Source organism: Ralstonia sp. R-29, assembly GCF_049913345.1.
GTDB lineage: Bacteria > Pseudomonadota > Gammaproteobacteria > Burkholderiales > Burkholderiaceae > Ralstonia.
The window spans coordinates 479,724-494,681 of the sequence record NZ_CP184377.1 but is presented as its reverse complement, the minus strand read 5'-3'; the positions used below and the strand labels follow the sequence as shown (position 1 = coordinate 494,681).

The window sequence follows — 14,958 nt, the reverse complement described above, 5'->3', positions numbered from 1 at the left end:
GTGCCGGGTCGCTCACCCGGCGTGGCTTTCCTCTGACGACGCCATGCGCACCCGACGCCAAGTCCTCGCCCTAGCCTTTGCCGCCGTTGCGGCATCGGTGCCAATGCTGTCCGCCCATGCGCAGGTGCTGCGCAATATTCCGGCGAACGCTCCGGCAGCCCAGTTGACCGTCAATTCGGCCAACACCGGCACGCTGAGTACCGGCAGCACCGGCGTAGTCCGCATCCTGCTGCTTGGCCTGACCAGCAGCAGCGCGGATATCAACTTCGCCCCGGGTGTGCGGATCCTGTCGCTGGACGGGCGCCTGCTGCCGCCCGCTTCGGTGGTCGGCCAGACGTTCAAGGTGCGCTATCAGCTCGACCTGTATCGGCAGTTGCTGACGGCATGGGTTGTCAGCGATGACGACTACAACGCCGCAGTCGCCGCGCAAGCCCAGTCCCAGTAGTCAAGACAGAACGCCCCACGAAGCACGTGCCCCCAGGTCAACCACTGTGAACGGCACATGAAAAAAGTCTTCATCAAAACCTACGGCTGCCAGATGAACGAGTACGACTCGGACAAGATGTCCGACGTGCTCAATGCCGCTGAAGGTCTCGTCCCCACCGACACGCCCGAAGATGCGGACGTGATCCTCTTCAACACGTGCTCCGTGCGCGAGAAGGCGCAGGAGAAGGTGTTCTCCGAACTCGGCCGCGTGAAAGCGCTCAAGGCCCTCAAGCCGGACCTCGTCGTTGGCGTGGGCGGGTGCGTGGCCAGCCAGGAAGGCGCTTCCATCGTGGCGCGCGCGCCGTACGTGGACGTCGTCTTCGGCCCGCAGACGCTGCACCGCCTGCCCGACCTGATCGCAGCGCGCCGCCGCACGGGCCGCTCGCAGGTCGACGTGTCCTTCCCCGAGATCGAGAAGTTCGACCACCTGCCGCCCGCGCGCGTGGATGGCGCCAGCGCTTTCGTGTCGATCATGGAAGGCTGCTCGAAGTACTGCAGCTACTGCGTGGTGCCTTATACCCGTGGCGAAGAAGTCTCGCGCCCGTTCGACGACGTGCTGGCCGAAGTGGCTGGCCTGGCCGAACAGGGCGTGCGTGAAGTCACGCTGCTCGGGCAGAACGTCAACGCCTACATCGGCAGGATGGGCGACACCAGCGAGCGTGCGGACTTCGCGCTGCTGCTGGAATACGTGGCCGAGATTCCCGGCATCGAGCGCATCCGCTACACGACCAGCCACCCAAAGGAATTCAGCTCGCGCCTGATCGAGGCGTACGCCACCAACCCGAAGCTGGTCGATCACCTGCACCTGCCTGTGCAGCACGGCTCCGACCGCATCCTGATGGCCATGAAACGCGGCTACACAGTGCTCGAATACAAGAGCAGCATCCGCAAGCTGCGCACAATCCGGCCGAACATCTCAATTGCCACCGACTTCATCGTCGGCTTCCCGGGCGAAACCGATGCGGACTTCGCCAAGACGATGGACCTGATTCACGAGATCGGCTACGACACCTCGTTCAGCTTCATCTACAGCCCGCGCCCCGGCACGCCGGCCGCCAACCTGCCCGACGACACGCCGCAGGCGGTGAAGCTCGAACGCCTGAAACATTTGCAGGCGACCATTGAAGAGAACGTCGTGCGCATCAGCCAGGGCATGGTCGGCAGCGTGCAGCGCATTCTGGTCGAAGGCCCATCGCGCAAGGACCCGACCGAGCTGCATGGCCGCACCGAGAACAACCGCGTCGTCAACTTCGCCCTGCCCGAGTTGCCGCAAGCGCGCCGCGATCAACTCATCGGCCAGATGCTCGACGTGCGCATCGTGCACGCGTTCCCGCATTCGCTGCGCGGTGAGGTTGTCGCCGATGACAACCGCGTGACCCACTGATCATCAACACAGACGGATTGGATGAAACCGACCACCGCTGAATTCACCGCGCCCAAGAACGACAACGCACGCCTGCAGAACCTGTGCGGGCCGCTGGATGAAAACCTGCGCCAGATCGAGCAGGCACTGGACGTGACCATCAGCCGGCGCGGCAGCAAGTTCACCGTGCGCGGTGCCAACGCACAAGGCGCGGCCAATGCGCTGGAAACGTTCTACAACGCCGCTCGTGATCCGCTGTCGGTGGACGACATCCAGCTCGGCCTAGTGGAGACCCGCCAGGTGGCCGCACATGGCGCCTACCTGCCGGAATCGAGCACCGACGTGCCCGATGGCAACGACCTGTCGCCGGTATTGCACACGCGGCGTACCGATCTGCATGGCCGCACGCCGATGCAGCGCGAATACCTGCGCAGCATCCTCTCGCACGACCTGTCGTTCGGCATCGGCCCGGCGGGTACGGGCAAGACGTACCTGGCGGTCGCCTGCGCGGTCGATGCGCTCGAGCGCGACGCCATCAAGCGCATCGTGCTGACACGCCCCGCCGTGGAAGCGGGCGAGCGCCTCGGCTTCCTGCCCGGTGACCTTGCACAGAAGGTCGACCCCTACCTGCGCCCGCTGTACGACGCGCTGTACGACCTGCTCGGCTTCGACAAGACGCAGAAGATGTTCGAGCGCCAGATGATCGAGATTGCACCGCTTGCGTACATGCGCGGGCGCACGCTCAATCACGCCTTCATCATCCTGGACGAAGCCCAGAACACCACGCCGGAACAGATGAAGATGTTCCTCACGCGGATCGGCTTCGGCTCCAAGGCGGTGATTACCGGCGACACGACGCAGATCGATTTGCCGCGCGGCCAGAAGAGCGGCCTGATCGAAGCGCAGCACGTGCTGCGTGACGTGCGCGGTGTGGCGATGACACGCTTTACCAGCGTCGACGTGGTGCGGCACCCGCTGGTGGCGCGCATCGTCGAGGCTTATGACGAATTCCATGCACAGCACAAGGACGCCTGAACGTGGCCAAAGCTAAAACCAAAGCCAAGAAGACCCAACCCGAAGCCGCCGATTCGTTCGGCCCGCGCGTCGACGTATTCGACGCCAAGGGCAAACCCAAGACGGTGGATGCCAGCGCCGTGCGCATCGCCTTTGCCGATGGCCGCAGTCTGATCATCAGCGTGCCCGACACTGCGGACGGCGCCATCACCCTCGTCGCCGAGCATTCGGACACCAACACGAACGCCATGCTGTCGTTGCGCCCGGAGCACCACGACAGCGTCACGCTTCGTGTTGAAGCCGAGCCGGTGCAAACGGAGCGCACTGAAGACCTCGACGACACGTTCTGGAACCACGGCGCCGAGGCCTTCGACGACGCGGAAATGCTCACGCTCGACCTGACCGTGCAGTACGGCGACGAGTTGAAGGCTGCCGCGCGCAAGGCTCTGCCGAAAGAGCAGGACATCGAAGCGTGGATCGCCCCCGCACTGTTTGCCGATGCGCAGCTGAACGTACGCTTCGTCGGCGAGGAAGAAGGCCGCACGCTCAACCGCACGTATCGCGGCAAGGACTACGCCACCAATGTGCTGACCTTCTCGTACGCAGAGAAGGAAGACGACCCCGTCTCGGCCGACGTCGTGCTGTGCTGCCCGGTGGTCGAGAAGGAAGCGAAGGAACAGAAGAAGCCGCTGCTCGCACACTACGCACACCTGATCGTGCACGGCGCGCTGCATGCGCAAGGCTACGACCATGAAGAGCCGGCCGATGCCGAAGAGATGGAAGGCATCGAAACGCAGATCCTCGGCGAGCTCGGTTTTGCCGATCCATACGCGGATCGATAAAGAAGCACCGTCCCGCATGCTTAACGCCGGCCTCGCGCCGGCGTTTTGCTTGTTGCGTGTTCCATTTCTGCAGCAAGCCGTTTCAACGCTGAATCAACCTGCTTAACCGCAGACCCAATCCCCACAAAGGTTTACAGGATTTCCTCCGCCATTCGGCGCATGGCCGCGCCGGTCAAACCGCGCATGCACGGCGCACCGGTGGCCGGCCATCCGGCACTCGCACCACTGTCCATACGGCGCATGGGTTTTGCCGTAGCGATTTCTATCCTCCACGCATAAGCCGCCGCTCGAGCGAGCTCAACGAACGTCGGCGCAAACGAGCGCCATGGGCCAACCCACGCACAGACGGGCACGGCCCCGCGGGGAGGTCATCATGCGTCAACGCTTCATGGACAGCATTCCATGGACCACGCTGCTCGTCGGCGTGGGTGTCGGCACTGCGCTCGCGGTCGCGCCGCGCATCGCGCATGCGGATCACAAGCAGTCGTGTTATGCGGGCATCGTCGTCGTGTTTGACGGTGCATGGCACCCGGGTGCGGTGATGGGTTGTCGCACCGTCAATGTGTCCGACAGCAACAACGTGGTCGGCGCCGAAGTGAACCTCATGATCGCGCAAGGCACGATCCGGCCGCGTGTGCAGGCCGTGGTCGGCAGCACCAGCGTGCAGGCGCTGATCGGCGGCGGATACGATTTCGCGAGCGGCAAGCCCCTGGTGGGCGTCGGCGTCACGGGCAACCATTGGCTAGGCGGCGTAGACACGGAGATCGCCGGCCGCTGGACAGCCTACGCCGGCGCCAGCACGCTGGGCCGCTACCACCGCAACACGCAGGACCCCGCCGTGACGCCTGCAACCACCCCAGCCAACAACATCACGCCGCCACCGCCCACGAACAACAACGCACCAGCCCCCGCTCCGACGCCAGGCAAGTCGCCGAGTCCTAGCCCTAGCCCTAGCCCTAGCCCTAGCCCTAGCCCTAGCCCTAGCCCCGGCCCTAGCCCGACTCCGACTCCGACTCCAACACCAACACCGACGCCCAGCCCGGCCCCAACCCCGTCGCCCTGCGGAAGCTGCCATGGCGGTGACCATGGTGGTCATCATCACGGCGGGCATCACGATCATGACCACGATCACGACCATGACGGCCACCACGGTGGACATCATGGCGGCGATCACGACCGCGGCGGCGATGGCGACCATGACCATGGCGGAGGTGGCGACCATGGCAATCACCACGGCCCGCACGGTGGCGACCATGACCACGGTGGCGATGGTCACCACGGCAACGGCCACGGCGATCACGATGGCAACCACGGGCACCAAGGCGACCATGATCGTGGCGGCGACGGCCACCATGACAACGACCATGGCCATCACGACCGCGGCGGTAGCACCGACCACGACAAAGACCACGGCCACGACGACCGAGGCGGCGGTGATGACCCCGGCGCTCACCACCATGGCGACAACGACCACCACGGTGACGAGAACGGCGGACCTCCCGGCAACGACGATCACCATCACCCAGGCGGCAAGGACGGCAGCGACTGACCGTTACCCCCTTCGGCAGCGCGCCCCAGCCATGCCGCCCGAGCCGGCCACCTGAAGTGCAGCGTCATTCACTTCAGGTGGCCCGGGGCTCGCCCGGCGTCATCTGGACCGCCAATCTTTTGGTGTATGCTGGCCCGATGTTTAACGACGCGCGACCGCGCCATGAATGATCCGTATCCCAGTCCGAAGCCAGCCGACAAACCCCGCTCGCTGCTGGAACGCCTGACCGACCTCATCTCGCCCGAGCCCGAATCGCGGGCCGAGCTGCTCGAAATCCTCCAAGACGCCCATGCGCGCAACCTGATCGACGCCGACTCCCTGTCGATGATCGAAGGCGTCTTCCAGGTCTCGGACCTGTGCGCGCGCGACATCATGATCCCGCGCGCCCAAATGGACGCGCTGAACATCGCCGACGCGCCATCCGAATTCATCCCCTTCGTACAGGAAGCTGCGCATTCGCGTTTCCCCGTCTACGAAGGCAGCCGTGACAACATCATCGGCATCCTGCTGGCCAAGGATTTGTTGCGTTTCTATACCGATGAAGACTTCGACGTGCGCGACATGCTGCGCCCGGCCGTGTTCATCCCCGAATCGAAGCGCCTGAACGTGCTGTTGCGCGACTTTCGCGTCAACCGCAACCACATCGCCATCGTCGTCGACGAATACGGCGGCGTGGCCGGCCTCATCACGATTGAAGACGTGCTGGAGCAAATCGTCGGCGACATCGAAGACGAGTACGACATCGAAGAGGAAGAGGACAACATCCTCGCGACCGCCGATGGCCACATGCGCGTGCGCGGCCTGACCGAGATCGAGCAGTTCAACGAAGCCTTCGGGACGCAGTTCTCCGACGAAGACGTCGACACGATTGGCGGGCTGCTGTCCAACCACCTGGGCCGCGTGCCGCACCGTGGCGAGAAGATCGTCATGGGTGCGCTGCAATTCGACGTGTTGCGCGCCGATGCACGCCAGGTGCAGGTGCTGCTGGTACGCCGTATCACCTCGCCGGCCGGCGGCAATGCCGTCGCTGACACTTCCGGTTCTCACCCCGCCTGATTCTTCCGTGCCTGCTCAGTTCTCTTCCCCTGCCGACCGTTCCCGTCGGCAGGATGCTCCCCTTGTGCCGCCCGCCGTGCCACTGGCACGCCTGCGTTTTGCGATACCGCTGGCGGCCTTGCTGGGCGTCATGCATACGCTGTCGTTCGCGCCCAACCACTGGTGGTGGCTGCAGATCCTCTCGCTGACGGGGCTGGCGGCGCTCGTGCAGCGTGCGCCGCGTCTGCGTGATGCGGCGTGGGTCGGCTATGCCTTCGGCTTGGGCTGGTTCCTGTCGGGCGTGTGGTGGCTCTATATCAGCATGCATGTCTACGGCGACATGCCCGCGTGGATGGCCGCGCTGGCCGTGCTGCTGTTCGCGGGCTATCTGGCCCTGCATCCGGCGCTGACCATGTGGGTGTGGCAATGGCTGACGCGGCGCGGGCGGTGGTCCGGTGCGGCATCGGCGTTGGTGTTCGGTGCAGCGTGGGCCATTGCGGAATGGCTGCGCGGCACCGTGTGGACAGGTTTCCCCTGGATCAACGGCGGCTATGCGCACACCGAAGGCCCGCTGGCCGGCTACGCGCCGCTGGTGGGCGTGTACGGCATCGTGTTGATCGCCGCCGTACTGGCTGGCCTGCTGTGCGTCGCGGCTGAACGCCGCCTGCACTGGCTGGCGGGCATCGCGGGCGCCATCGTGCTGGTGGCTGGCTGGCCACTGCACGGCATTGCGTGGACGCAGCCGGTGGGCAAGCCGATCTCCGTGCGCCTCCTGCAGGGGAATGTGCCGCAGGACGTGAAGTTCCAGCAGACCGGCATCGAGCGATCGCTGGAGCTGTACACCAAGATGGTCACGGAAAAGCCCGCGCAGCTGGTCGTCACGCCCGAGACCGCCTTCCCGATCATGATCCAGGACATGCCGCAGGAGATCGCGCTGGCTATCCGCACGTATGTGGACACGACGGGCTCCAGCGTGCTGTTTGGCGCCGCCAGCCAGGACTCGGCGGTGGACTACACCAACAGCGTGTTCGGCGTCGGCCCGCAGTTCCAGAGCGTGTACCGCTACAACAAACACCACCTCGTGCCCTTCGGCGAGTTCATCCCCCTCGGTTTCCATTGGTTCGTCAACATGATGAACATGCCGCTTGGCGATTTCCGGCGCGGCCAACTGGTGCAGCCGCCCATGCCCGTAGCGGACCAGCGCATCGCCCCCAACATCTGCTACGAAGATTTGTTCGGCGAGGAGATTGCTGCCTCGCTGCGCCATGCCGATCAGCCGGCCACGATCCTCGCCAACACGACGAACCTGGCGTGGTTTGGCGACACCATCGCGCTGGACCAGCACCTGCAGATCTCGCGCATGCGTGCGCTGGAGACGGGCCGCCCGATGCTGCGCGCCACCAATACCGGCGCCACCGCCGTGGTGCGCCCGGACGGCAGCGTGCAGGCGCGCCTGCCCGTCTTCACGCTCGGCACGCTGCAGGCTGACGTGCAAGGCACACAAGGGCTGACGCCCTTTGTGCGCGTGGGCAACGCCCCGGCGGTTGGACTGGGCGCTCTGGTGCTGCTGATCGCATTCGTACGCCGTCGCAAGGCCGGCGCGAACTGAGCGTTGGCCGCCCGGAGGACTTTCGAGACACTTTCCGGGGCGGCTGACAAAAAACGCTAAAATTCAATGTTTTACGGCGATCATGCACGTCACTGCGCGCAGCAAAGCGCGCCGTGCCCGCCGCTGCATTCCACCGCCGCGCGGCGTTGCCACGACGGACCAACGGGTACCACCATGCTTACTTTCCAGCAAATCATTCTCAAGCTGCAGTCGTACTGGGACGCCCAGGGCTGCGCCCTGCTGCAACCGATCGACCTCGAAGTCGGCGCCGGCACCTCGCACGTGCACACCTTCCTGCGCGCGATCGGCCCCGAGCCGTGGCGTGCCGCGTATGTGCAACCGTCGCGCCGCCCCAAGGACGGCCGCTACGGCGAGAACCCGAACCGCCTGCAGCACTACTACCAATATCAGGTGGTGCTCAAGCCGGCACCGGAAAACATCCTCGACCTGTATCTCGGTTCGCTGCAAGCGCTGGGCCTGGACCTCAAGCAGAACGACGTCCGCTTTGTGGAAGACGACTGGGAAAACCCCACGCTCGGCGCCTGGGGCCTCGGCTGGGAAGTCTGGCTCAACGGCATGGAAGTCACGCAGTTCACGTACTTCCAGCAGGTGGGCGGCCTGGATTGCAAGCCCGTCACCGGTGAAATCACCTACGGCATCGAACGCCTGGCGATGTACATCCAGAAGGTCGAGAACGTCTACGACCTCGTCTGGACCGAATGGGAAGAACCCGGCCCGAACGGCCCGGTCACCCGCCGCCTGACCTACGGCGACGTCTACCACCAGAACGAAGTCGAACAATCGACCTACAACTTCGAACACGCGGACACCGCCGTGCTGTTCCGCCGCTTTGCCGAACACGAAGCCGAGGCCAAGCGCCTGATGGGCGCGCCCGCAGAAGGTAAAGACGGCGATGCCGCTGCGCAGAGCGACGCACCGGTGGTACAACTCGCCCTGCCCGCCTATGAGCAAGTGCTCAAGGCCGGCCACACCTTCAACCTGCTGGACGCACGCGGCGCCATTTCGGTGACGGAGCGCGCGGCCTATATCGGCCGCATCCGCAACCTGTCGCGCTCGGTGGCGCAGGCCTATTACGACTCACGCGAGCGCCTGGGCTTCCCGATGTGCGGCTCGTCCGCCACCGCTGCCAAGACCACGGAGGCCGCATGACGGCCACCCGTGCGCGACGCGGGCTGGCGCTGCTGACGGCAGCGTCGATCGGCGCGCTGGCGCTGCCGGCAAGCGTTGCGCAAGCGGCGCGGCATCGCACGGCCAAGCCGGCGTCGACGGAGAAGATCTACGTGGTGCCGAGCAACCTGACGCAGATGTGCGTGGCCGACGCCAAGCCGCTGCAGCAAGCGCTGAACGGCGCCTGGACGCCGCCCCCGCCCGCGCTCGACCAATGGACGAGCCTGGCGCGGACCATGGCCTGCGACCTGTCCGGCGCGCGTGACCTCGGCTGGCACCGTGTGCCGCTGCGCACGTACGCCACCGCCCTGCGCTTCCCGTTCACGTGGGTGGAATGGCAAGGCGTGGGGGCGAAGGCGCAGCGCCGTGCGCGCGTGTTCCGCGCGTCGACCCAACTGCCGAGCCGGCTCGAATTCAACGTGTCGGGCACGCTGCAAGAGGTGCGCTACGACGCGCGACGCGGCACGCTGTCGGCCCGCTTCCTGCGCCGCGATGCGGCTGCGCCTGGGACCAACCCTGCGCCGATTGCGCCGCCGCCTCCGCCGGGGCAATGCGCGGGTACCCAATTGCAGTTCCAGCAGCAGGGCGGCGTGTGGCTGCTCTCGGGCGTGGAGCCCGTGCCGGGTTCGCCCTGTTAAGCCTTGCTGATCTGAACCTAACAACGTAACCGCCGCACACAGCACGTAAGCGGCGCAGAACAACGACGTCACCGATTCAAACGCTATGTCCACCCTCCTGATCGAACTGCTGACCGAAGAACTGCCGCCCAAGGCGCTGGCCCGCCTGGGCGAGGCGTTTGCGCGCGGCCTGTTTGACGGTCTGTCGGCGCAAGGCCTGCTCGAAGAAGGCGCTGCCGTGGAAGGCTTTGCCACGCCGCGCCGCCTAGCCGCATCGATCACCGGCGTGCGCCGAACCGCGCCCGATCGCGAACTGCGCGAGAAGGTGCTGCCCGTGACCATCGCCTTCGACGCCGAGGGCAAGCCTGCCGCACCGCTCATCAAGAAGCTGGCCGCGCTGGCCAAGACGGTGGGCGTGGAAGCCATCGCCCCCGAATCGCTCGAACGCGCCCCGGACGGCAAGGCCGAGGCGCTCTTCTACCGCTACACCGCACGCGGCGCTGTGCTGGCTGATGGCCTGCAGACCGCGCTGTCGCAAACCATCGCCAACCTGCCGATCCCGAAGGTGATGACCTACCAGCGCCCGAACGGTGACAACGTCCAGTTCGTGCGTCCGGCGCACAAGCTGATTGCGCTGTTGGGTAGCGAAGTCATTCCGGTCAGTGCGTTTGGCCTGCAATCGGGCAACGTCACGCTGGGCCACCGCTTCCTGTCAGCCGGCGAAATCGTCATCCAGGACGCCACTTCGTACGCGAGCACGCTGGAGTCGCAAGGCAAGGTCATCGCGAGCTATGCCAAGCGCAAGGACGCCATCCGCGCCGAGCTGCTCAAGACGGCCGGCGCCGATACGGTCGTCATGCCGGAGTCGCTGCTGGACGAAGTGAACGCGCTGGTCGAATGGCCCGTGGTCTACCCCTGCCACTTCGAGGAAGCCTTCCTCGCCGTGCCGCAGGAATGCCTGATCCTGACCATGCAGACCAACCAGAAGTACTTTGCACTGACCGATGCACAGGGCCACTTGCGCAACCGCTTCCTGATCGTCTCGAACATCGCCACCAGCACGCCCGAGGCCATCATCGAAGGCAACGAGCGCGTGGTGCGCCCGCGCCTGGCCGATGCGCAGTTCTTCTTCGAGCAGGACAAGAAGAAGCCGCTGGCCGACCGTGTGCCGCTGCTCTCGCGCGTGGTCTATCACAACAAGATCGGCACGCAACTTGAGCGCGTATCGCGCCTGCAAGCGATTGCCGGCCAACTCGCTGAAAAGCTCGGTGCGGATGTCGCCCACGCCTCGCGCGGTGCGCTGCTGGCCAAGGCCGACCTGCTGACTGACATGGTGGGCGAATTCCCCGAGCTGCAAGGCACGATGGGCACCTACTACGCCCGCCACGACGGCGAACCCGACGACGTGGCGCTGGCCTGCTCCGAACACTATCAGCCGCGCTTTGCCGGCGACGCGCTGCCCACCACCGCCACCGGCACCGTGGTGGCGCTGGCCGACAAGCTGGAAACACTGGTCGGCATCTGGGGCATCGGCCTGCAACCCACGGGCGAGAAAGACCCGTTCGCGCTGCGCCGCCACGCGCTGGGCATCCTGCGCATGCTGATCGAGAAGCCGCTCACGCTCACCATCGACGACGCGCTGCAGAGTGCCGCCGCCAGCTTCGACGGCATTGCCGCGGTCAAGCCGGACCTGGCTGCCATCACCGACTTCCTGTATGACCGCCTGCGCGGCTACCTGAAGGACAAGGGCTACAGCACCAACGAGATGGAAGCCGTGGTCAGCCAGCGCCCGCAGCGCCTGGACGACATCGTCGCCCGCCTCGAAGCCGTGCGCGCGTTTGCCGCCCTGCCGCAGGCCGAAGCCCTGGCTGCCGCCAACAAGCGCATCACCAACATTCTGAAGAAGACGGACGTCGCCATCGGCGCGGTGCAGCCGCAACTGCTCAAGGAAGACGCCGAGCGCGCATTGCACGACGCCGTCGCCTCGTCCGAGCCGCAGGTGCACGATGCGTTTGCGCGCGGCGATTTCACTACCGCGCTCAAGACGCTGGCTGGCCTGCGCGAAGCGGTCGACACCTTCTTCGACGGCGTGATGGTGATGGCCGACGACACCGCCCTGCGCGACAACCGTCTCGCACTGTTGGGCCAGTTGCACGGCCTGATGAACCGCGTGGCGGACATCTCCAAGCTGGCCGCCTAAGCCTGGTGCTCCGGAGCCTGACATGCCCCACATCCCCAAGCTGGTGATCCTCGACCGCGATGGCGTGATCAACCTCGACAGCGACCAGTTCATCAAGTCGCCCGACGAGTGGATCCCCATCGACGGCAGCCTGGAAGCGATCGCCGAGCTGAACCAGGCCGGCTACCAGGTGGTGGTGGCAACCAACCAGTCAGGCATCGGGCGCGGGCTGTTCGAAGCCGCTGCGCTCAATGCGATGCACGAGAAGATGTACAAGGCGCTCGCCACCTACGGCGGGCGCGTCGATGCCGTCTTCTTCTGTCCGCACACCGCCGCCGATGCCTGCGACTGCCGCAAGCCCAAGGCCGGCATGCTCATCGAAATCGCGCGCCGCTTCGACGTCGACCTAGCTGGCGTGCCGGTGGTCGGCGATTCGCTGCGCGACCTGCAAGCCGGCGTGGAAGTCGGCGCCGTGCCGCACCTCGTACTAACCGGCAAGGGCACCAAGACCCGCGATGCCGGCAACCTGCCTCCGGGCACCCAGATTCACCAGGACCTGCGCGCGTTTGCGCGTGCGCTGCTGTCCCCCGCGCCCCACAGCACGCCCTCGCGTGCCCCCGGTGCCCCTTGAATTCGCCCCCAATGACTTTTATCCGCTCCCTGCTGTACCTGCTGTTTCTGATCGTCTGGACGCCGATCTATGCGGTGGCCTGCTTCATCGTGTTTCCGTTCATGAACCCGGCCCGCCGGTTCTGGATGGTGTCGGGCTGGACCAAATCCGCCATCTGGATGGCGCGCTGGATGGTCGGCATCCGCTGGCAATACCAGGGTTGGGAGCACATCGAAGAGGCCGTTGCCACCAACAAGCAGGTGGTGCTGCTCTCCAAGCATCAGTCGGCGTGGGAAACCATGGCGTTCGTGGCCACCATGCCGCGCCCGCTGTGCTACGTGTTCAAGCGCGAACTGCTGTACGTGCCGTTCTTCGGCTGGGCCCTGGGCATGCTCAAGATGGTGCACATCAACCGCAAGGACGGCGCCAACGCCTTCGCCTCGGTCGCCCGCCAGGGCAAGGAACGCCTGGCGGATGGCGCGTGGGTGATCATGTTCCCGGAAGGCACGCGCACCCGCTCGGGCGATCCGAAGCCGCGCTACAAGAGCGGCGGTGCGCGCTTTGCCGTGGATACCGGCGCGTGGGTCATCCCCATCGCACACAACTCCGGGCGCGTATGGCCGCGGAATTCGTTCCTGAAGTATCCGGGGCTGATCACCCTGTCGGTCGGCCCGGCCATCTCGACCGCCGGCAAGACCAGCGACGAGCTCAACCGCGAAGTCGAAGCGTGGATCGAAGCAGAAATGCGTAGAATCGACGCCGATAGCTACCGCGAGCGCGCATGAAACTGCTGCGACCCCCGACTTCGCCCACCACTGCCGACAGCGTTCAGCTTGAGTTGCCGCTGCTCGCGCCGGAAGTCGAACCGCAGCCGCACGCTCCGCTTCTCACACCGCCTGCTTCCGATCCTGCCGCGCCGCTTGGGCCCAACCAGCGTCGCCTGACATTGGGCGAGCGCGCCTTGGTCTACAACCTCAAGCGCTCATCGCGACGCACCATCGGCTTTGTCATCGACGATCGCGGGTTGTCCATCACGGCACCGCGCTGGGTCACGCTCAGCGAGATCGAACACGCCATCGCCGAAAAGCAGAAGTGGATCTTCGCCAAGCTGGCCGAATGGCGCACGAATGCTGCGCGCCGCATGCTGCCGCCCATGGCGTGGGAGGACGGCGCCACGCTGCCCTTCCTGGGCAAGACCGTCACGCTCAAGCTGGAGTCGCCCATCGGCGCGCTGATGTTCGACGCGGACGCGTGCGTGCTGCACCTGGGCCTGCCGCCTTCCACCACCGAACAGCAGATCAAGGACCGCGTACAAGGCTGGCTGCAGACGCAAGCGCGGCGCCTATTTGGCGAGCGGCTCGAGGTGTACGCCGAGCGACTCGGCGTGCGGCATAGCGCGTATGCGTTGTCTTCCGCCGCCACACGCTGGGGAAGCTGCACGGCGGACGGCAAGATCCGCCTGAACTGGCGCCTCGTGCATTTTCCGATGAGCCTGATCGACTACGTGGTTGCCCACGAGCTGGCGCACCTCAAAGAGATGAACCACAGCCCGCGCTTCTGGGATACGGTCGAATCGATCTTCCCCGAGTTTAAAGAAGCGCGCGAACAGCTGCGCTCGCATCCGCCGGAATATCTGCCGGCGTTCTAAGGGGTTCGCCCCTTATCTGCCTGCGCAGGGCTTGCACGCGCTGCGCCAGCCTTCATGATCTTCGCTCCCGTCTTCTCCCTGCTGGCGTTCTTCGTTCTCTTCATCGTGCCGCTCATCGGCGTGTTCGGTACGATTCCAATGGCCTGCGTCGTCGTGGCAAGGTGGCGCACGAAGCAACCTCCGCTCTCTCGGAAAGCGCGGCGATGGATGTGGGGGCTGGCGGTCTTCCTGGCCGTAGCAGATCTGTGGGCGGGTCTCGTGGCTTACCAGATGCACAGTACTACGCTCGACATCAGAGAAAAATCCGCGAACCAAGCCGCGCGAGAAGATTTCATCCTCGATCGCGATTTTCAGTACGGCGAGTTGGTCATTCCGGCCGGCAGCCAGATCCACCGCTACGACCCGTTCGACAACGGCGAGAAAGACATGCCCCTCGCATTGCGGGGTCTGCGCGCTGTACGGTTTCCCCATCCGGTGCGCGTCGCTGGTGTCACCACGGATGCGATGGATGTGTCCGGCGGAGCAAAACTCGTCTTGAGCGAGGACCAGCGCATCGGTCCACTGTTCGCATACAACAAGCACGGGAAATTGACCCGGGAGGGTCAGCCCGCATCCGTCGCTTGCAAACGTGGGCAGATCGCTAGCTTCCATGTGCCTTCGATTCCCTACGACATCGTGGCGGAATTCGCCAAGCCTGAACCCGATGGCCCCGATGCGCGCTTCAAACCAAGCCAGTGGCAATTCCTGGGCTGCGACGCCGACACGCGGATCGACCTTCCGCCCATCGTGCGACGTTAGGGTCTGTTTGCGCCCTAACC

The 14,958-nt window shown here is 65.3% G+C and carries 14 protein-coding genes; all 14 read left to right on the top strand.

Going from position 1 to position 14,958, the window contains the following annotated elements; all coding sequences use genetic code 11:
- The first annotated feature begins 43 nt into the window (after positions 1-43).
- Positions 44-445: a hypothetical protein gene (locus ACN9M1_RS02360; RefSeq protein WP_426397060.1), complete on the top strand. Its 402-nt coding sequence runs from the start codon at positions 44-46 to the stop codon at positions 443-445.
- A 57-nt stretch (positions 446-502) separates the two neighbouring features.
- Entirely contained in the window at positions 503-1,870 is a 1,368-nt protein-coding gene (miaB, locus tag ACN9M1_RS02355) for a tRNA (N6-isopentenyl adenosine(37)-C2)-methylthiotransferase MiaB (RefSeq protein ID WP_426397058.1), read from the top strand.
- Positions 1,871-1,891: 21 nt separating this feature from the next.
- Positions 1,892-2,884 (top strand): PhoH family protein, encoded by a 993-nt coding sequence (locus tag ACN9M1_RS02350; protein ID WP_426397057.1) that lies wholly within the window; start codon positions 1,892-1,894, stop codon positions 2,882-2,884.
- Between the two features lie 2 nt (positions 2,885-2,886).
- Entirely contained in the window at positions 2,887-3,705 is an 819-nt protein-coding gene (gene ybeY, locus ACN9M1_RS02345; protein ID WP_426397055.1) for an rRNA maturation RNase YbeY, read from the top strand.
- Between the two features lie 1,073 nt (positions 3,706-4,778).
- Positions 4,779-5,309 carry a hypothetical protein gene (locus tag ACN9M1_RS02340; protein WP_426397054.1) on the top strand — a complete coding sequence of 177 codons (531 nt, stop codon included), beginning with the start codon at positions 4,779-4,781 and terminating at the stop codon, positions 5,307-5,309.
- A 107-nt stretch (positions 5,310-5,416) separates the two neighbouring features.
- Positions 5,417-6,310, top strand: a complete 894-nt coding sequence (locus tag ACN9M1_RS02335; RefSeq protein WP_426397052.1) for an HlyC/CorC family transporter — start codon at positions 5,417-5,419, stop codon at positions 6,308-6,310.
- A 76-nt stretch (positions 6,311-6,386) separates the two neighbouring features.
- On the top strand, positions 6,387-7,898 hold the full coding sequence (lnt, locus tag ACN9M1_RS02330) for an apolipoprotein N-acyltransferase (protein WP_426397050.1): 1,512 nt from the start codon (positions 6,387-6,389) through the stop codon (positions 7,896-7,898).
- Positions 7,899-8,072: 174 nt separating this feature from the next.
- The gene (gene glyQ, locus ACN9M1_RS02325; protein ID WP_426397048.1) at positions 8,073-9,068 is read left to right on the top strand and encodes a glycine--tRNA ligase subunit alpha; all 996 of its coding nucleotides are present in this window, start codon (positions 8,073-8,075) and stop codon (positions 9,066-9,068) included.
- Positions 9,065-9,724: a hypothetical protein gene (locus tag ACN9M1_RS02320; RefSeq protein WP_426397046.1), complete on the top strand. Its 660-nt coding sequence runs from the start codon at positions 9,065-9,067 to the stop codon at positions 9,722-9,724. The genes glyQ and ACN9M1_RS02320 overlap by 4 nt, the downstream gene beginning before the upstream one ends.
- A gap of 85 nt (positions 9,725-9,809) precedes the next feature.
- Positions 9,810-11,903 (top strand): glycine--tRNA ligase subunit beta, encoded by a 2,094-nt coding sequence (glyS, locus tag ACN9M1_RS02315; protein ID WP_426397044.1) that lies wholly within the window; start codon positions 9,810-9,812, stop codon positions 11,901-11,903.
- 22 nt (positions 11,904-11,925) lie between these two features.
- Entirely contained in the window at positions 11,926-12,513 is a 588-nt protein-coding gene (gene gmhB, locus ACN9M1_RS02310) for a D-glycero-beta-D-manno-heptose 1,7-bisphosphate 7-phosphatase (RefSeq protein ID WP_426397042.1), read from the top strand.
- Between the two features lie 11 nt (positions 12,514-12,524).
- Positions 12,525-13,277, top strand: coding sequence for a lysophospholipid acyltransferase family protein (locus tag ACN9M1_RS02305; RefSeq protein WP_426397040.1), 753 nt, complete (start codon positions 12,525-12,527; stop codon positions 13,275-13,277).
- Positions 13,274-14,140: a M48 family metallopeptidase gene (locus ACN9M1_RS02300; RefSeq protein WP_426397038.1), complete on the top strand. Its 867-nt coding sequence runs from the start codon at positions 13,274-13,276 to the stop codon at positions 14,138-14,140. The genes ACN9M1_RS02305 and ACN9M1_RS02300 overlap by 4 nt, the downstream gene beginning before the upstream one ends.
- A 54-nt stretch (positions 14,141-14,194) precedes the next feature.
- Positions 14,195-14,938 carry a hypothetical protein gene (locus ACN9M1_RS02295; protein WP_426397036.1) on the top strand — a complete coding sequence of 248 codons (744 nt, stop codon included), beginning with the start codon at positions 14,195-14,197 and terminating at the stop codon, positions 14,936-14,938.
- Positions 14,939-14,958 lie beyond the last annotated feature (20 nt).